Source organism: Plantactinospora sp. CNZ321 (assembly GCF_004217235.1).
Genome location: NZ_SHKQ01000001.1, coordinates 7,001,820 through 7,021,439, shown reverse-complemented (window position 1 = coordinate 7,021,439; position 19,620 = coordinate 7,001,820). Strand labels below are relative to the sequence as shown.

At 70.2% G+C, this 19,620-nt stretch carries 9 protein-coding genes; 4 read left to right on the top strand and 5 right to left on the bottom strand.

Features of this window, described 5'->3' with window-relative positions:
* The first annotated feature begins 2 nt into the window (after nucleotides 1-2).
* Complete coding sequence (locus EV371_RS30455; protein WP_130465081.1) at nucleotides 3-2,867, top strand: tetratricopeptide repeat protein; 2,865 nt, start codon at nucleotides 3-5, stop codon at nucleotides 2,865-2,867.
* Nucleotides 2,868-2,933: 66 nt separating this feature from the next.
* On the opposite strand, the gene EV371_RS30450 is transcribed toward EV371_RS30455, so the two are convergent.
* Nucleotides 2,934-4,313, bottom strand: a complete 1,380-nt coding sequence (locus EV371_RS30450; RefSeq protein ID WP_130465080.1) for a golvesin C-terminal-like domain-containing protein — start codon at nucleotides 4,311-4,313, stop codon at nucleotides 2,934-2,936.
* Nucleotides 4,314-4,980: 667 nt separating this feature from the next.
* Between EV371_RS30450 and EV371_RS30445 the strand changes: the two genes are divergently transcribed.
* Together EV371_RS30445 and EV371_RS30440 are read left to right on the top strand one after the other, a co-directional pair.
* Nucleotides 4,981-8,667 (top strand): RICIN domain-containing protein, encoded by a 3,687-nt coding sequence (locus EV371_RS30445; RefSeq protein WP_130465079.1) that lies wholly within the window; start codon nucleotides 4,981-4,983, stop codon nucleotides 8,665-8,667.
* A 580-nt stretch (nucleotides 8,668-9,247) separates the two neighbouring features.
* Complete coding sequence (locus tag EV371_RS30440; protein WP_130465078.1) at nucleotides 9,248-10,486, top strand: helix-turn-helix domain-containing protein; 1,239 nt, start codon at nucleotides 9,248-9,250, stop codon at nucleotides 10,484-10,486.
* Here EV371_RS30440 and EV371_RS30435 read toward each other — a convergent pair.
* On the bottom strand, nucleotides 10,410-10,721 hold the full coding sequence (locus EV371_RS30435) for a TrkA C-terminal domain-containing protein (protein ID WP_486484856.1): 312 nt from the start codon (nucleotides 10,719-10,721) through the stop codon (nucleotides 10,410-10,412). The genes EV371_RS30440 and EV371_RS30435 overlap by 77 nt on opposite strands.
* A gap of 54 nt (nucleotides 10,722-10,775) precedes the next feature.
* Nucleotides 10,776-11,000, bottom strand: a complete 225-nt coding sequence (locus tag EV371_RS30430) for a hypothetical protein (RefSeq protein ID WP_130465077.1) — start codon at nucleotides 10,998-11,000, stop codon at nucleotides 10,776-10,778.
* A gap of 574 nt (nucleotides 11,001-11,574) precedes the next feature.
* On the opposite strand from EV371_RS30430, the gene EV371_RS30425 reads away from it, so the two are divergent.
* Complete coding sequence (locus tag EV371_RS30425; RefSeq protein ID WP_130465076.1) at nucleotides 11,575-11,889, top strand: TraR/DksA family transcriptional regulator; 315 nt, start codon at nucleotides 11,575-11,577, stop codon at nucleotides 11,887-11,889.
* Nucleotides 11,890-12,077: 188 nt separating this feature from the next.
* On the opposite strand, the gene EV371_RS30420 is transcribed toward EV371_RS30425, so the two are convergent.
* Nucleotides 12,078-18,338, bottom strand: a complete 6,261-nt coding sequence (locus EV371_RS30420; RefSeq protein ID WP_130465075.1) for an RHS repeat-associated core domain-containing protein — start codon at nucleotides 18,336-18,338, stop codon at nucleotides 12,078-12,080.
* 292 nt (nucleotides 18,339-18,630) lie between these two features.
* Complete coding sequence (locus tag EV371_RS30415) at nucleotides 18,631-19,491, bottom strand: hypothetical protein (protein ID WP_130465074.1); 861 nt, start codon at nucleotides 19,489-19,491, stop codon at nucleotides 18,631-18,633.
* Between the last annotated feature and the right edge of the window lie 129 nt (nucleotides 19,492-19,620).

The window sequence follows — 19,620 nt, the reverse complement described above, 5'->3', positions numbered from 1 at the left end:
TTGTGGCTGACTTGCGGGTCGCCGTGCTCGGCCCACTGTGGATACAACGGCACGGAAACCTGGTCGGAATGGGCCCCAAGCTCGCCGCGCTGTTCTCGGTCCTGCTGATCGAGGTCGACAGGATAGTGCCGGCCAGTCGACTCGTCGAACTCCTCTGGGAAGGACCCAGGCCGTACCGGGCCCGTTCCACGTTGCGCAGCCACATATCGCACCTCCGACAGGCCCTGCAGACGGAGCGCGGCGACGGTGCGATGGTGACGACCAGCGGCAGCGGCGCCAGCGTGGGCTACTCGCTCCGGATACCGCTCGACCGGATCGACTCGCACCGGTTCGAACGATTGTGCGGCGAGGGGCGGCGCCTGCTAGGCGAGGGCGACCAGGAGCAGGTCGGGCGGGCGGCGGAGTTGCTCCGGATGGCCCTGGCCCTGTGGCGCGGTCCCGCGTACGCGGACATCGCCCACCATCCGTTCGCGATACCGGAGACGTCCCGTCTCGACGCGATGCGCCGATCGGCTCGGCGGGACCTGGCCGACGCACTGTCGACACTCGGGCAGGTGGACCAGGCGATCGTGCACCTGACCGCCGCGCTCGGCGACGACCCGTACGACGAGGGCATGCGGCGCTCGCTCGCGACGGCCCTTTACGCGGAGCAACGCATCGACGAGGCGGCCGAGGTGTGCCGACAGGGCCTGGCCCTGTTGTACGAGCGCGGCATCGACGCACCAGAGCTGCAGAATCTGCAACGGGACATCCTGCGCCGGCAGGTATCGCTGGCGCCGAAGCCGCAGCAGCGCGAGCCCACAGCGGTACCACGTCTGTTGCCGCCCGAACCGCCCTACTTCGTCGGGCGGGTGGCCGAGCTCGAGTCGATCCAGCGGCGCCTCTGCGGCCCGGCCGACCCGCAGATCCTGATCGTGACCGGTCCGGCGGGGATCGGAAAGACCAGCCTCGCCGTACGGTTGGCCCACACTCTGGCCGCCGACTACCCGGACGGGCAGTTGTACGTCAACCTGCGTGGTTTCGGCCCCACCGGGCTGGCGATGCGTCCGGACGAAGCCCTGCGTCTGTTCCTCGAGGTGCTGGGCGTCTCCCCGGAACGGATGCCGGTTACCGCGGAGGCCCAGACCGCCCTCTACCGTAGCCTGGTCGCCGGCCGTCGGATGCTGGTGGTGCTCGACAACGCCCACGACGCGGCCCAGGTCCGTCCGCTACTCCCCGGCTCGACCACCTGTCCGACGCTGGTGACCAGCCGGGATCAGCTGCCGAGCCTGATCACCGCGGACGGCGCCCATCTCGTCGGCCTCAACGTCTTCACCCCGACGGAGGCCGGCCGCCTGTTGAGCCGCCGAATCGGGTCGAAAAGGATCGCGGCCGAACCGGAGGCCGTACCCGAGATCATCGCCTCCTGCGCGGGGCTTCCGTTGGCCCTGACCATCGTGTCCGCGCGAGCCGCCAGCCATCCGCACTTCTCGCTCCGTGCCCTGGCCGACGAGATCCGCGCCGCCCAGGGCGGACTCCACGCCTTCGCCAGCGGCGACGCGGCCGCCGACGCCCGGTCGGTGTTCTCCTGGTCGTACCGCCGATTGAGTGCCGGGGCGGGGCGCCTGTTCGAGTTGCTCGGACTCTGCACGACGCCGGAGATCGACGCGCCCGCCGCAGCGAGCCTGGCCGCGCTGCCGGTGGCGGAGGCCCGATCGCTCTTGGCTGAGCTGGCCCGTACCCACCTGTTGCAGGAGCGGATCCCGGGCAGGTATGCGTGTCACGACCTGCTACGGGCGTACGCCCGGGAACTCGTGGCCGAACGGCCGGGCGACGAGGAGCGCGCGGCCATGGGCCGGCTGTTCGACCACTACCTGCACACCGCCGCCGCGGCCGACCGGCTGTTGCGGACATCGCGGGAGCCGATCGTCCTGCCGACGCCACGTCCCGGATTGGCGCAGGAGTCGTTCGAGGACGAGGTCGAGGCGCTCGCCTGGTTCGCCACCGAGCATCCGGTGCTGATGGCCGTCGTCGGCCAGGCCGAGCGGGCTGGATTCGACGGCCATGTCTGGCGGATCGCGTGGACCCTGGCGAACTTCTTCGACCATCGGGGCCACTGGCACGACTGGGCCACCACGCACGAGGCGGCGGTGGCCGCGGCGCGGCGCGAGGGCGACCGGCTGGCCGAGGCCGAGGCATATCGCACCCTCGGGGCGGCGTACATCCGGCTGCGCCGGTTCCAGGAGGCCGAGTCCCAGTACCGGCATGCGCTCGACCTGTTCGTGGCCGTCGACGACCGGGTTGGCCAGGCTTTCACCCACCGCAGTCTCGGCTGGCTCCACGAACAGCAGGGCAGGGTCGACGAGGCGCTCCGGTACGACCTGCGGGCACTCGGACTCTTCCGGCAGGCCGGACACCGCGCCGGGCACGCCAGCTCACTCAACTCGGTGGGCTGGTGCTACGCACTGTTGGGGGATCACAAGCATGCGATCCGTCATTGCCGGCAGGCGTTGGAACTGCTGCGGACGATGGACAACCGGGCCGGCGAGGCGGCCACCTGGGACAGCCTGGGCTATGCCCACTTGATCGCTGGCGACGGACACGCCGTCGACTCCTACGCACGCGCGGTCGACCTGTACCGGAAAATCGGTCACCGATCCAACGAGGCGATCTCGCTCACCCATCTCGGCGACGCGCACGACAGGGCCGGAAGCCGGGCCGCCGCCCGTGTCGCATGGCAGCAGGCTCTGTCGATCCTCCAAGAGTTGGATCATCCGGAAGCCGACCAGGTGCGGGGACGACTTAACCTGGCGCTACGAGGGCCCGTCACCGCAACGGTTGAGTCCAAACCCGCAGTGTCCGGGGCGGGGACGCGTTTGACGACGTAGTAGGCGTTGGTGACGTCTTGGTGTACCGGGTCGCGTCCAGGAACACGACCCGGTACACCTCTCTGCTCAGGAGACTCTGGTGAGCCGGATCGCGTCGGCGATGACGTACCCGGTGCCGGCCGTCCAGCGTGACACGCCGACCACGTCGTGTGCCCCGGCGGACATCGGGTACGTCCCCAGGTTCACCCACTTGCCGCCGTTGGTCCGCTGGTTGACATGTACCGTCTGGTTGCCAGAGCTGGTCACCACGACGTATGGCGTGCGGTCGTTGTAGCCGGACGTCGCGGGGTACCAGACCTCCACCTTGTACGTTCCGTTACCCGGAAGGTCGGCCGAGTACCACGCCGGATCGGAAATCGGTTCCGGGTTGGCGAACCCGTAGTCGGCGCCGTACCGCTGGGTCGAGTAACTCGAAACCTGCCAGTTGGCGCTGGCCCGGAACGATGTCGACGTGTTGTCGACAATGACCGACCAGGCGGGTGGGGTGCTGATCAGGTACTGGCTGTTCGCGACGTTCCAGTGGCTGGCCAGCCAGGTGCCGGCGGCCGGTCGCACGTTGTAGTAGTCGTCGTGATTGCAGTCGAGCTGATTCTCCGGTGCTCCCGGGCACACCTTGACCAACTGCCCCGGCGGGTTCGGTATCCCGCCGTCGTCGTAGCACATGATGTCCTCGTCGTCCCAGCAGTGGCCGTGGCTGGTGGCGTTCGGCGCCCCGGGCAGCACGGCACCGAGGGTGTGCAGCAGTTCGTGCGCGCTGGGCGCCCAACCCCAGCAGCCGGTACCCATGGTGGCCAGTTCCGGCCCTGAGTTGTACCGGTTCTCCGCACCCGGCCGGGAGTCGTTCGCCCCGGGGCCACCACCGCCGAGTCCACACCACGAGGTGGTCTCGGCGTACGCGAGGTACTTGCGGCTCGTGCTGTTGTATCCCGCGCTCTTCAGGGCATCGAAGGTGTCTCCGAAGTCGCCGAGGGTGCCGTTCGGCACTACGACACGGGTCACCGTCGGCACGCAGGATGCGTCGTGCACCCACCGGACCCGCCGGTACCCGCCAGTGGCCTGCGCGTCGACGAAGAACGCCTCGTCGATCTGGGCTGCCCACTGCTGGAACGTGCTCTGGAACTGGGCGAGCCGATCGGTCTGGGACGTCTCCCGGACGTACAGAATCCGGACGCGTTTGCCGCTGGTGCCGTCGCCGTCACAGACCACCGCGGCCGGGGCCACCGCGGCCGGGGCCGCGGTGCTGCGTCCGGCCGGTCCCACGCCGATCCATCGGCTCAGCGGACCAGGGTCCGCCACCGGATCGTTGACACCGGACGCGTTGACCGCGGTCCCGGCGGTGGCGCCGTCGCCGGCTGGGTGCGCCACCGCGTCGCCTGCGGGGCTCGCCACCGCACCGCCGGCGGTGACCAACCCGGCCACCAGCGCCATCAGCGCTCTGCGTTTCATGCCACCACTGTCCCTTCGCTCCCCATCGACATCTACCTTGATCCAGCCGACGCCCCGGCCCACCATATATGTCGATATTCCGTTATGCACTAACGAACTGAGCCTTCGGACCCACGCGAGCTTGGGCCGGCCGAAGGCTCGTGGTGGCACTGGACCGAGGATGTTGTCGCAGACAAACAGGTCGGCATCGGACAGCAGCGGAGGGTCTTGAGGTCGTTCCAGATCTCCGGGAGCTTCGTAACCCTGGGCCTGACCCGATTTGACGGACATCCCAGCTCAGGGGGCTGTGAGGCTCCTCGGGAGGATGTTCATCATGGAAGGCATGGTAAAAAGCCACGCCGGCCGCGTCGGGCGTTCACGCCGGAGTTCAAGGCGGAGATCGTTGAGGTGTGCCGACGATTGATGTCGAAGGCATGTCGGGGTAAGGGATCAGTCATCTGCCCGCATCCTGTCCTCCGGCCCGGTCCAGCGGCTGGCGGCGTCCGGGACACGACCGGACGCAGTCGCCTCGTCCGCCGTCGGTGCCCTGGTCGCCCCGGGCCGCGAACTGGCGCCGGGCGCATGTGCGGAAACTGTGCGGTTCCGTGGCCATCCTGGTGCTGCCCGTGAACCGACCGCCGGTTGGCCGGGGCAGGGCGGTGCGCGCGTGTGGAGCGGAAGGACCGTGATGACATCTCGATTCGCTGTGGCCGGCTGGTCGGCGACTCTCCTGGCGGCACTCCTGGTGAACCCGGCCGTACCGGGGGTGGCGTCCGGCGCCGCGCTGTCCCGGCCGCCGGCCGCGCCGACGGCACCTGACTCGGCGGACGGGACCGAGGCCGCCCGGGCGGCCGAGACGGCACGGCGTACCGGCGTCCCCGTCGAGATCGCCGCCGAACGCACCGAGACCGCGCGAGTCTTCGCGAACCCGTCCGGCACCCGCACGCTGGAGCAGTACCTGCTGCCGGTACGGGCGAAGCGCGACGGCAAGTGGGTGCCGATCGACACCCGGCTGGTCCGGGGCGCGGACGGCAGCGTGTCGCCGGGCGCGACCCCGGTCGGGCTGCGGCTCTCCGGCGGCGGTTCCGGTCCGCTGGTCACCGCCGAGCAGCAGGGCGCCGAGTTGGCGTTGAGCTGGCCGGCGCCGCTGCCGGAGCCGGTACTCGACGCCGACACGGCGACCTATCCCGAGGTACTGCCCGGGGTGGACCTGCAGGTCCGGGTCAGCCCGGTGGGCTTCTCGCAGGTTCTCGTCGTGAAGAACGCCGCCGCAGCGGCGAATCCGGCGCTGCGGCGCATCCGGTTCGGCACCAGTACCCGCAAGCTCGCGTTGCGCGCGGGTGAGGACGGCAGCAGCGTGGCGGTCGACTCCACCGGCCGGGCGGTCTTCGCCGCCGGACCGCCGCTGATGTGGGACAGCACGCCGGAGCCGTCCGGGCCGACCGGGATCGCGTCGGCGGAGGCGGCGGGGCCGGCAGGTGCCGCCGAGGCGGGGCCAGCTTCGGACCGACGGCGGGTGATGGACCTGGAGATCAACCCCGGTGAACTGGTGGTGACCCCGGACCAGCGGATGCTCGCCGCCCCGGACACCCGGTACCCGGTCTACATCGACCCCTCGTACAGTGCCGCCCAATACCTGTGGACCCTGGTCAACTACGACGAATCTGACACATCGTACTGGACCGACGACTTCTACCGGGAGGATGTCCGGGTCGGCAGCGTGTACGGCACCGGCGACGGTCCGTGGCGGAGCCTCTTCCAGATGAACATCGCCCGGGTGGCCAGGGCGAAGGTCTCCCGCGCCTGGTTCTCCATCTCCATGACGCACACCGGAACCTGCGCGGAGACGGGCGTGGAGCTGTGGCACACCAAACTGCTCGACCCCACCAAGCCGCTGAGCTGGAACGACAGCAAGGGGCACTGGCTCGGTGGTGCGGCTCTGGACACCCGCGAGGGCAAGGCCAACAAGTCAGCCTGCGCCCAGCCACCGAAGCTGATGGAGTTCGGCCTCAGCCCCGACACGGTCACCCCGGTCGTGCAGGAGGCGGTCGCGGGGGCGAACGGTCCGCAGGAGGCGATCGGCTTCGGCCTGCGGATCCCGAGCGGCAAAGAGGGCAACGGGGACTGGTGGAAGCGGTTCAAGGTCTCCACCGCCCGGCTCAACATCGAGTACAACACTCCGCCGGAGATCCCGACGAGTGTTTCCACCGTGCCGCCGTCGCCCTGCGGGACGGCTGCCGCGCCCACCCCGCTGAAGACCGCTACCCCGATCTTCAGCGGGGTGGGCTTCGACCCGAACAGCGACAACGTCAGCAACGAACTGGAAATCCTCTCCGGCGAGCAGGTGCTGACCAGTCTCTCCTCGGGCACGGTCGGCTCGGGCAGTGTGGTGCGCTGGCCGCCGGTCGCCGCCGGGACGCTGCCGACCAATCAACCCGGTGCCGTTTTCAGCTATCGCGCCCGTACCGTCGACTCGGGGCTGGCCAGCGACTACAGCGAGCGCTGCTGGTTCACCGTGGACACCACCTGGCCGAACCCGCCCACCGTGACCTCCCAGGACTATCCCGGCCCCACCCCGGTGAAGTCGGTGGGCGAGGCCGGCACGGTCACCTTCGCTCCGAGCGGCGCGGAAACGGATGTCACCGGCTACCGCTACGGGTTCAGCCCGGACATCACCACCATGTGGGTGGCCGCCGGGGCGGACGGCAGAGCCACCGTACCGGTGACGCTCTGGCCGCAGTACGCGTCCGACACCGGTGACGTCCGCCGGACCCTCTACGTGCGGGCGGTGGACCGGGCCGGCAACAGTAGCGGGCTCAACTGCGACGATTACGGCTGCGGATACGAGTTGGTCGCCCGGGGCCGCGCCGTCACGGATCCGGCGATCTCCGCCGACGTGAACGGCGACCGGCGCGCCGACGTGACCACCCTGGTGGACCACGGCCACGGCCAGACCGCGGTGTGGAACCTGCTCTCCGCCCCGGGCGGATTCCACAACGGGTACGTCGCCTGGGACACCGGCATCGCCGGCGGGTTCCCGGCCGACCTGGTGCGGAGCGTCACCGGTGACTTCGACGGGAACGGCCGCACCGACGTGGCCATCTTCCGCGAGGACGCCGACCGGATGGTACGGCTGTTCCTGCTGCCCGCCGACGGCAACCGGTTCTCGGCCATCAGCGAGCCGGTCTGGAGCGGTGACACGTTCCGGCTCAGCCACCTGAAGGTGGTCGCCGGGGACTTCGACGCCGACGGCGACGACGACATCGCCGCGCTCCAGGGTCTGGCGGACAACCAGGTCAAGCTCTGGGTGTTCCGGTCCACCGGGAACGGCTTCGCCGCCCCGGCGCTGAGCTGGACCAGTCCCGTCCCCGGCCCCGGGGTCTCCGGTGCCAACCTGGTGGCGATGGACGTCGACGGGGACGGCGACGACGACGTCATGGACATGCACGACATCGGCGGCGCCCAGACGCAGATGCGGATCCACCACGCCAACGCCGGGGTACTCAGCGGTCCGGGGTCGCGGTGGGACAGCGGGCCCGGTGGGTTCGACGCCCGTCGAGCGCGGTTCGTCGGCGGGGACGTCGACGGGGACGCCGCCGGTCGCGACGAGGTGGTCGCGCTCTACGACGACGGCAACGCCACCGCGCGGCTGGTGGTCTTCAAGGCTCGGGCCGATGTCTGGACTCCGACGACCTGGTGGAGCAGTGGCACGGGCGGGTTCGACGCCACCCGCGGAACCCTCGCCGCCGGGGACTTCGACGCGGACGGCCGGGTCGATGTCGCCTCGCTGTACGACACCGGCGCTGGCAAACGCCGCCTCTACACCTTCATCTCCAACGGCGGCGGGTTCGCCGACAAGCGAACCGACTGGGAGGGGTACGTCAGCGAGGCCAAGCCGACCGTGCAGGTGGACCCGAACCGCAGGTACCGGATCCATCCGGTGCACAGCAACAAGTGCTTCGACGTACCGGGCGGCCGGACGACGAACGACGTGCTGCTGGACCAGTGGGACTGCGTCACCACGGCCACCTGGGAGACGTTCCGCTTCGAGCGGGTCGGTGGCTCGCCGTATTACCTGATCAGGACGGACGCCGACAAGTGCCTCGACATCAGGGTGTACAGCCTGCTCGACGGCGCGCAGACCCTCCAGTACGCGTGTCATGACGGCGGTGCGGTGAAGCCCAACCAGCTGTTCCGGCTCGACCTGGTGGCGGGCGGCGGATACGAGCCCGTGGTGCAGATGCGGGTCGTGCACAGCGGGAAGTGCCTGCGGGTCGACGGTGCGAGTCTCGCCAACGGGGCGCAGATCGTGCAGGGGGCCTGCGCGGCGGTACCGCCGGACAGTCAGCGGTTCGCCCTTCGCCTGGAGCCGTGACCGGGTCCTCGTCCTGCAGGCTCCCCGCGTCACGGCAACGCCATCGTGACCATCCACACATCGAGGCGGGCCCTCCAGTCCGCCGCTGCACACCGAGGTGAGGGACTGGCCTGGGGATCTGGATAGGAACGGCAGCGACACCCTCGGCGCCACGCCGACCCGTGGCAAGGTCACCCGCAGGGACGAACTCTCCGGTTGGGCAGACGGCGCACCGACGTTCGTGACCGGATGAGGTTCGGCTACGACGCGCACGGCCGGCAGGCCGAGACGGTCGACGTGCAGGGCGGCGCAGCACGACCCAGTTCACGCCGGCCACCGGCGGTCCGGTCACGGGCATGACCAGCACCAACGTGCTCGGGCACGGATGCCGTCCGGGCCGGCCGCTCCGGTCCTGGTGTCGGGTTGGCCGAGCACGGTTCCTGATCATCGGTGGTCGTTCGGCGGCGGGCGGGGTTCTGGGTCCACCGAGTTCGGGGGCCGCAAAGGGTGCCCGGTCCGCTCCCCGGGGTACCCCGGCGTCGTACGCTAGGCGGACCGGGTCGGCGGTCGGCGCAGACCCCCTGCCGGGGAGGTGTGCGCGATGCCCGGCAGCGCCCGCCGGACCAGCCCGGCCGGAGCCCGCTCCGACGACGCCTGGCTGGCCGAGGTCGCCAGCGCGGCCAGCGCGGACGCGGGCGGGGTGCCGGTCGAACTGCTCGGCGACTACCTGCGGCTGCTGGCCGACGCGGCGGTGACCGGCCGGCGGCCGCGACGTGGCGAACTCGACGCGGTGGAGGTCCTCGGCCGGCGCGCCGCCGAGCAGGGCGTGTCGGCCGGACGGGCGGTCCGGCTCTACCTCTCCGCCGCCCGGCGGCTCTGGCAGCAACTGCCGCACGTGGTGCGCTCCTCCGACAGCGAGACGGTACGCGCGGCAGCCGACGCCGTGCTGCACGTCGTCGACACGGCCGTGGCCACCCTTGCCGAGGGATATGCGGTGGCCCGCCGGGAATTGGTCCGCCGGGAGGAGGCGCTGCGCCGGGAACTCGTCGACGACCTGCTGCGCGGCGACTCCGACCTGGGCGGTCTGGTGGAACGGGCCGAGCCGTTCGGGCTGGACCTGGCCCGGGTGCACCAGGTGGCGCTCGCCTCGCCGGGCCGGCGACTGCCGGACACCGAGGCCGCGATCAGCGCCCTGGAACGGGTCATCTTCGACCGGCTGGGCGACCGTGACGTGCTGGTCGCCACCAAGGAGGGGATGCTCGTCGTGATCGCCCCGGCGGACACCGTGACGCCCGAACGGGGCTCGGACGAGGGCGCCTCCGTGGGAGACCTGGGGCGGCTGATGCACGCCGAGTTGGACCGGCTGGCGCGGGGCCGGCCGTGGCAGGTGGCGGTTGGCCGCCCCCACCCCGGCCTGTACGGCATCGCCCGCTCCTACGAGGAAGCGCGGGAGGCGCTGACCATGGCGCGCCGGCTGCACGCCGAGGCCGCCGTCATCGACGCCCACGACCTGATCATCTACCGGGTGCTGCTGCGGGACCAGCCGGCCATGGTGGATCTCGTGCGGGCGGTACTGGGCCCGCTGCAACGGGCCCGCGGTGGCGCCGAGCCGCTGCTGGACACCCTGGACGCGTACTTCGGATGTGGCGAGGTGGCGACCGAGGCGGCCCGCCGGGTGCACGTGTCGGTCCGGACCGTCACCTACCGGCTGGCCCGGATCCGAACGCTGACCGGTTACGACCCCACCGACCCGCGCGACCGGTTCACCCTGCACACCGCCGTGCTCGGGGCGCGGGCGCTGGACTGGCCCCGCCAGCCACTGCCGGCGCCGCCGGGTTAGCGCTGCGGGTCGTCGCGGCGACCATTTCCGGGAAGCCGAGCAGGGTGGCCAGCGCGACCGCCTCGGCGCGGGTCAGGACCAGGCCGACCATCCGGTCGGGGTCGTCCGGGTCGTCATGGACGATGTCCCGGCGGTCGTCACCGTGGTATTCGACGATGCCGATCCGGCGGCCCTGTGCCGTGGTGAAGGTGTGTTGAATCCCGATGCCGGGCAGAGTCGTGCGTTCGATATCCATTGGCGGGCGCTCCAAGCGGGACGGCTGCCGGCGGCCGGCCGGAGCGGCTCGGCGTCAGCGCAGCGCGGTGGACGGTCGGGCGGGGGTCGGCACGCCCGGCGGCGCCCGGTCGGCCGACCAGGCGGGCACGCAGCCCGGTACGGCGCGGGCCAGCCGGACCACGATGCACATGCCCAGCGCGCGACCGGCGCGTACCGCCGCGACGACCAGTGCCAGCACGACCAGGACCGAGAGCGCCAACCGCCGTTGCCCGCCGGCCGGGTGCTGTCGGCTCCACATCCCGCCGACCATAGCCGCCCGGCGTGAATGCCGGCCGCCGGTCCGCGATTGGCGGCCGAGGCTCGCGGCCGCTATGGTGCGGAGCCGTCACCGTGATCCGCTGCGTCGACCGGTGCGCGGTCGGTGTTGCCGACCGCCGGCAGACGGGCGCGCGATTGTTGGCCGGCGCCATCCCATGTCAGTGCTCTCGTTTCGGCGGACGCTGGAAGTCCGAGGCGTACCCAGCAGCGAGGAGGCGGTGATGACGACCCGCGCGCCGGTGGCTCTGCCCACCCCACCCGCCGGTTGTCCGCCGCTGCCCCCGCCGGCCTCGCCTCCTGGACGGGCCCGCCCGGGCGGCCGGGAGACAACGGTGTCTCCCGGCCCGGCCCCGACGATGCCCGGCACCGCGACCTGACGCTCCGGCACCCCCGTCCCTCGTCGTCTCCGTCCCTCGTCGTCATCGCCAGCTCCCGCGCCGTCCCACCCCCGACGGCGGCGGGGTCGTCGTTTCCCAGCCCGGCCGCCACGGCCGCCCGCCGGCACCCGCCGGCAACCGAGTCCCGGACCTCTTTCAGGTAAGGAGCAACCGACGATGACGCACAGCCTGGACGACCGTACCGAGACACTCCGCGACCAGCTGGAACGCCAGTTCCGGGAGCACACCGACCAGCTCACCGAACTGACGGTGTACTCCCGGCAGCCCGACCGGGGTGGGCACGATCCGGACACCCTGCGCCGGCTGATCGAGGCCGCCCAGCAGGGCGTCGCCGACACCGCGCAGGCGCTGCGACGGATGTCCGAGGGCAGCTACGGCACCTGCGAGGGCTGCGGCGCCGAGATCCCGACGGCCCGCCTGGAGGTACTGCCCTGGGCCCGGTACTGCGTACCGTGCCAGCAACGCCGCTGAGCGGCGCCGGAGTGAGTCGTCACCTGCTACAGGTTGAAGGGCTGACGTCCTTCGACGTGTTGCAGCACCGGGATCACACCGTCGAGCACCTGTACCCGGTACCGGGCGATCGCTGACCGGCTGACGGTAAAAGGCGCTGGGCCGGGAGAATCCTCTCCCGGCCCAGCGCCCTGGCTGCCTCCCCTCGCTCAGATGACGTCTTTTTGCACCCAGTTGGAGAAGCTGTAGGTGTTGGCCATCAGATCCTTCGCCAACAGGCCGCCGTCGAAACTGTCGATGCCGGAGGCTGCCTCGTCGGCGTGCTTCACCAATTTGTCCGCCTCGGCGATCCGGGCGGCCCGTCCCGGTGCGTTCTCGGCGAGTTCACCCGCCGCCTGCCGAGCGCCGTTGGCACTTCTCGCGCCGGCAGCGGCGGCCCGACCGAGCCCGAAGGTGACCAGGCCGAACGCCTCGAATGCCGCCTCGTGGCCGTTGCCCGCGGCAAGGTGGCTCAGCATGTCGACCGCGGTCATCCCGGCCGCGATCCCGCCGCAGATGGCGCACCCGACCAGCGCGGCGGCGCTGAGCCCCATCTTGGCGGCCTTCCAGACGGGATTCTCGGTGATGTTCTTATTGACCCAGCGCCCGGTGGACATCGCGGCCTGGGCCAGGGCCTTGTTGGTCCGCTCGACCGCAGCCTGGACCGCTCTGGCCCCCCTGGCCACCGTGGCACCCACGTGTTTGGCCGCTCTTCTTACCCCATCCAACCCCTTTCTTACTTTCTTGCCGACCGATCTGGCCACCTTCTTCGCCGCCGTCTTGATCCTTTTCTTGATCTTGACGACCTTCTTGTGGATCTTCTTGACCTTGCGGACGATCTTTTTGTGGATCTTCTTTAGCTGGGTGACGCGCTTCTTGACCTCGTTCTTGACGATCGTCACCGGAACCCGAACCAGGTTCGTGACGTGCCGTACGACCTTGTGCACCACCGCCCGGGTCACCGTCTTCTTGATGACGCGGGTGATGAAGCCCCACTTCCCGTCCGGGTCCGAGTAGGTGGCGGGGCTGTTGTTCGCGTAGGCGTACCCGTTCATCTGTTGCGGATCGGTGTAGTCGATGACCGGGTCGATCGAGATGAACCGGCCCAGACTCGGGTCGTACCCCCGTACCCCGAGTTGGACCAGGCCGGTGGCCTGATCCTTGACACCACCGACGAAGGACTTCTGACCGGGCCAGTAGTCCGGGTTGGTCCCGCGCACCTCCCCGAACGGGGTGTGCCGGCGCCGGTGCACCTGCTGGGTGGTCGCGTCGATGGCCACCTCGGGAGTGCCGTGGTGGTCCAGACCCAACCAGTGCAGCTTGTTGTCCGCCGAGGTACGCACCGCGACGGTCCGCCCGGCGAACTCGTAGTAGCGGGTGCCGGTGACCGCGCCGTTCGGACTCAGGTGCAGCTCGGTCGTGCCCAGGTAGAGCGTGGTACCGCTGGAGTCCCGCCGGATCAGCCGCTCACCGTCCACGTCGTAGACGTAGCCGGAGGTTTCCGCACCGGTGGTGCCGGCCAGGTGGCCCTCGGCGTCCCAGCTCAGGTTCAGCGTCTTGCCGTCCCTGGTCCGGGAGGTCGTGTTGCCGATGGCGTCGTACCCGTAGCTGTCGGTCCGGGTGCCGTTCGGGCCGGTCGTGGTGACGCTGCGCACCGTGTGCGGCTGGGCCTGCCCGGCCGCCGGATAGCTGTAGGTGCTCTTCGTCGTGCCGGCCTTGTCGGTCCGGGTCTCCGACAGCCGGTTGCCGGTCTTGTCGTACGTCCAGGCGTGCCAGTACGCCGCTGGCCCGCCGAGCCCGGCCGCCGACGGCGCCGTGGCACAGTTCCCCGACTCCGGCGTCCAGGCCTCGGCCAGCCGCCGCAGGTAGTCGTGCCGGAAACACTGGGTCTCCGGCCCGCCACCGGTGTCCGGGTCGGCGGTGTCGACGAGCCTGGTGAGGTTGCCGGCGGCGTCGTGCGAGTAGGTCAGGTCGACCAGCCGGCTCGGCCCGGTCTCCCGCTCGACGATCGCCCGGTTCAGCCGGTGGGTGCCGTACTCGTAGGAGTAGCTGGACCGCACCCACTTGCCGCCCGCCGACATCGTCACCTGGGCCAGCTCGCCGTACGGGGTGTAGCTGGCCCCGGTCACATAGCTGCTCTGCCCGCGCAGGCTACTGGGCAGACCGTCCCGGTTGTAGCCGATGGTGACCTGCTCGGCGGGGAGGCCACCGACGGCTGGCGAACCCAGCGAGGCGATCTCGCCGTCCGTGTGGTACGTGTTGGTGAACTCGTAGGTGCCGGCGAGCGCTCCCTCGCTGGCCGGGATCGTGTACTTCGTACCGGTCGGCCGCCCGGCGGCGTCGTACCCGGCGACCGCGGTGGTGTAGGCGTTGCCGTTCACGTACCGGGTCGTCGCGGTCTGCTCGCCCCGGGCCGCCGTACCGTCCGGCAGCACGTCGAAGGTCCACGCCGCCCGCTTGGGGCCGCTGAGCGATCCCTCGTGCACGGCCGTCATCCGACCCAGCGCGTCGTAGGCGAACGCCAGGTTGACTCCCCGGGCATCCCGGGAGCCGATCTTCTCGCCCGCGTCGTTGTAGGTCAACTCCGTGACGCCACGGTCCGGGTCCTCCGACCGGATCATCCGGCCGCGCAGGTCGTAGCCGTAGCGCCAGACGTTGCCGGCCGGATCGGTGACCGAGGCGAGCTGGCCACGCTTGGTGTAGGTGTACCGGGTCGAGTCGTACGCTCCGGTCGGCGAGTTGCCGTGGTACTGGCGCAACTCCAGCAGGTGACCGTCGACATCGGTGATCCGGGTGGTCGGGGTCTCCCCGTCCGGCGGGTCGATGTCGTGCCGGTTGTGCCCGTAGGTGTGCGTGGTGCGCCAGCGCTCCACGCCACCCACCTTGAAGATCTCCGCCACCGGCCGGTCGGCGTGGTCGTACACCGTCTGGGTCTGCGACGGCAGGAGTTGCTCGTCCACGATGAGCACGTCGGGCCCGGGTGGGGCGTCGTTGTAGTACGGACCGTTCTCCCGGACCTCCAGACCACGGGAGTTGTGGACGGTGTCGGTGACGACCCGGCCACCGCCGGGTGCCGGCTCCTGGGTCTGCCGGGGCCGCATGAACCCGTCGTAGAGCTCGTACTCGGTCTGGTACGTGCCGTCCGGCTGCAGCGACCTGGTCGTCACCGCGTTGGCGCCGTTGTTCCGGATGAGGTAGCTGAACTCCGCGGTGGGACTGTCGGTGGCCGGGTTCCGGTCCGGCCCCCACATCTTCGTCACCCGGCCCAGCGGGTCGTACTGCGATACGACCCGCCGCCCGTTCGGATCGGTGACGACCAGGTCCTCACCCCACGCCGGCTCCAGCCTGGTGCTGGTGACGTGCCCGAGCGGGTTGGTGGTGGACGCCGCGGTCACCGGCCCGCCGGTGGCCGGCGTGAAGGTCATGGCGGTGCGAGCGCCCTTCACGTCGATCGTCTCGATCTGGCGGCCGTGCGCGTCGTAGCTGGCGCGCATGGTGGTGACGTACGTCGGCGCCCCGTTGACCCAGCCGGAGAGCTCCTCCTTGCGGGTGACGTCGCCACGGGTCGGCGTGGCGCCGAGGGTGTTGCTGCCGTCGTAGTAGTACCGCTCGTCGCTGATCAGGTCCGCCGGGTACGACGGGGTCCGATCACAGCTCACCCCGACGGTTTCGACCCGGACCGGCAGGTCCTTCAGCCAGGCGGCCTCGTTGTCGACGTAGGTGTAGCGGGTGCAGGTGTCGTCGTTCGGGTCGGCCAGGTCGTTGAGGTCGGCCGTCTGGGTCAGCCGCCCGGTCCGCACGTCGTAGACGTTGTCCGACCCGGAGTTCTGCCAGCCGCCGGAACCGGTCGTCTCGGCCTGCCGGACCTTCGCCTCCTCCAGCTTGAACGCCTTGGTGGTGCCCCAGCTCCGGGTCCGGCTGGCGGTCGGATCGGAGACCCAGGGATCGGTGATCGAGCGTTCCTGGACCGTCCCGTCCTGGTTGTAGGTGATGCTCTCCCGCTCCGTCCCGGCCAGCGGGTCGGAGTCCCGCCAGGTGGTGTTCGTGGAGTCCTTCACGAACACTTCCTTGGTGCCACCCGAGTCGGTCTTGTCCCCGTCCATACCCCGGAAGAAGAGCGCCTCGGTGACCGTCCTCACCTCGTCGGCCGTGCCCTTGGTCATCCGGACCTTGCCGTAGCCGCGCCACTGCGACCACGTCTTGCGCTCGGTCGGGACCAGACCGTCCTCCTCGTCGTGCCGCCACGCCGGGGTGGTGAGGTAGTCGATCTTCGTCACCTCCGGCTCCAGCCCGGTGGTCCGGTCGGACTCGGTGACCTGGGTGACGATGTACTTGTGGAACCAGTCCTCCCGTTCCTTGAGCTCACCCTCCGGCGTCCAGCGCAGCGGATGACACCGCATGGCGTTCGAGTCCGGCGTCGGCAGGTTGTCCGGCCCCGAACACTCTCCCGGGGAGTACTCGACGGCGACCTCACCCCCGGAGTCGAGCTGGACCTTCACCACCCGGAACCAGTTCATCGGCGGGATGTAGTCGTTGCCGTCCACCCGGTTGTTGAGCCGGGTTCCGGTGAAGGCGACCTCGGGGTCGCTGTCCGTGCCGCCGACGTGCCCGGAGTGCTTGATTCCGTCGAGCCAGAGCCCCGCCCGGGTACCGTCGCCGGGGCTGGGGTAGCTGTGCCTCAGCGTCCAGGACTCGACGTCGGCGAAGGCGGTACCCCGCCAGATCTGGGTCGTGACCTTGGCCAGGCGCTTCTGGGTCCAGAACGTCGGCGAGTGCTTGTTGGTGCACTTGGTGCTGCTCGTGCAGGCCTGGTCCCACGGCACGTCCGGCCAGTTCGCCGGCTGCGACGAGGAGCAGGTGGTGCCCGGGATGCACCGGTCGGCCGGGGTGAGTACCACCCGGCCTGTCGGCGGCGTCACGACGGTTTCGTTGTTGACCCGGTGCCCGTAGTCGATCCGGTCCAGCCAACCACCCCGGTCATACGCCGAAACCTTCGACGCCGACATATTACGACCGTAGTAATTCGACTCCCGCTCGTAATACAGGCTCATCGCATTGCCATGCACATCCACCACGAAATCGAGGTTCCACCGCCACGCCTGCTGGCAATACGACGCATCGAACGTCGACTTGTAGCACGGCTCCCCCTTCTGGTTGCCATACACCGGCAACGTCCAGGTGGAATTCGTCACCTCCGAACCCGGAATCTTGTGCTTACCGAAAAAGTACTGCGTACCATCCTGCGTCGTGATCCGCCAGTACTCACCGTCATAATCCCCGTTCGGAGCATCAAACAACCGCTCCACCCGAGAACCATCGTCAACCCTCGGCCGCCACTTCCCGGTCTCGTCGTCGAGGATCAGCTCGCCGCCCTTGCCGTTGAGTGAGAAGACCGCGTTGTCGGTCGCCCAGCACATGTCACCGGTCTTGTGCCCACTGTTGTTGCCGCCGGCGGTGTCGGAGCCGCAACTGGTGTACCGCCGCTCGATATGACCGCCGGGGCTGAAGTCGAAGCCTTCGCCGACCCAGGACGGCTGGTTGTTCGTCGCGGAAGTCCGCCCGTCCACGCCGCCGCTGGAGTACGACAACTCCAGTTCCGGCTCGGGACCGCCGACCGCCGGCGGCGCGTCCAGCGGGTACCGCCAACCGAAGTCGCCGGAGGAGGTTCCCACCGTCCACATCGACGACGGCGCCATCGGCGACGCCTTGAAGTCACCCGCGCCGGACGAGGCCGCCGCGACCACCGCGTACAACCCCGCGTCGGTCGGCCGTGCGGCGCTCGACAGCGTCCCCGGTGCGGTCACCTCGGCGCTCAACCGACCCGACCCGTTGTTACGAGTCGCCACCGGCGTACCCACACACTCCGGCCGCTCCGGCGACGTCACCGCACACCCAGGCAACTTCACCAACCGCAACCGAACCGCCCAGTCCGCCCCGAACGCATCCCGGAAACCCGAGTAATCCACCTCCAACGACACCCGGCCATCCCGCGCCACACCATCAGCCCGCCGCACATCCAACAACAGACCGTCCAGGTACCGATCCTTCAACTCGACCCGAACCCGAGCGGGGGTGGCCGAGGCCGTTTCGGCGGCGGTGGACGCCCCGGCGGGCGCGGTGCCGGCGGCGCTGACCCGGACCGGCAGGGTGCCGGCAGACGCCCTGCCGCTCTGCTGCGCGGTGCCGTTCCGTTGCTCGGCGCCGCTCTGTCGCGCGGTGCCGAGGGTGATCTCGGTGGCCCCCGGCTTCGGCCAGGTCACCGCCGGGGTGCCGCGCAGGGCCCGCTCCTCGGCCGGGTCGGGGCCGGGCTCCGGTACCGTCACGCCCCGGCCGGGTACCGACTGCTCGCCGGCGGTCTTCCAATAGTCCGGTGCCGGCCTGGCGGACGCGGGCACCGCGTCGGCCAACGTCGCGACCAGCACCAGACTCATCGCCGGCACGACCAGGTGACGGGTGGCCGTCAGCCATCGGGGTCGGATCCGTTGTCTCCCTGGCCCCGCCCGGTATCGGGTCGGTTTTCGATCACGGTCCATGATGCCTCCTGTTTCCGGGGTGCCCCGGTCGGGTCGGGCAGTCGGCAGGTCGATCGACCTGCCTCCATGCCCCGAGCGGAGACATCGTGGCGGGCGGAGCGCACACGAACCGCACAGAAGGAACCGCCGCCGGTGGCGTGGACCGGCGGCGGCCGTGGGCGGAACGAACGGGCGGGCGAGTCGGGGCGGTTCAGGACGCGAAACGCTGGGTGAACCGGTTGCGCAGCGTGGTGCTGCCGGCCAGGCTCGGGCACGCCCATTCCGGTTGCACACCCCAGCTGTAGGCGACGTCGAAGACCGGGGCCGGTACCAGGCTGTCCCACCGGGCGAAGATCTGGGTCATCTCGGATCCGGTGGGCAGCCGCCACTTGCGGTTGTCCGTCGGGATACTCGAGCAGGTCTGGCCGAACGCCTGGTATACCGGCACGATCGCGGCGAGCGGAATGCCGTTGGCGAGCGTATCCTCCACCGCCTGGTCGATCAGCCCGTACTCGCAGCTCTCGCCGATCCGGCACGGGTACGGGTCCAGTCCGATCAGGTCCACTCCGGACAGCGCGGGTGCCAGTTCGGGCGGCGCGGACTCGCCGTCTCCGCCGCCGGAGACGACGAACGACTTCTGCGCGCCTCCCGTCCGGGTACGGATGTAGTTGGCCCGCTTGCTGATCAGCGCGAGTAGCGTGGGGCACGAGCTGAAGTCCGGCTCGTCCCAGAGGTACCAGCCGAACACCTTTGGGTTCCCGGCCAACTCGTCGACGATCGCGTTGAACTCGGCATCCGTGTACTCGGAGGTGCACTGGGAGATGTCCCCGCCCACCCAGATGAGGGCCCGGTGACCGGCCGGCAACGCGTCGACGTCCTCCGGGTACGGCCCCAGGTCCCAGATGTTGAAGCCGACGTTGCGGGGCGCCGAGGCGAAGTCGACGTTGTTGGTGTAGTGCAGGGAGGTGGTGGCCAGTGGTTCGACCTCGGCAGCCACGGCCGGTGCCGTACTGCCCGACCCCGCCGCCATCACGAGTGCTGCCAGCAGCGCTGTGGTCCTTCTCCCGCGCATCTGCGCTCCCCTCCCGGCATTGCCGCCGGTCGCTCGTTGTCGATCGGACGGTGGTGTGGCGCAACCAGGCTAGAGATCGAGGCGTACAGAATCCGCACACGTCCGCGGACGCCGCCGCCCCGGACGGCG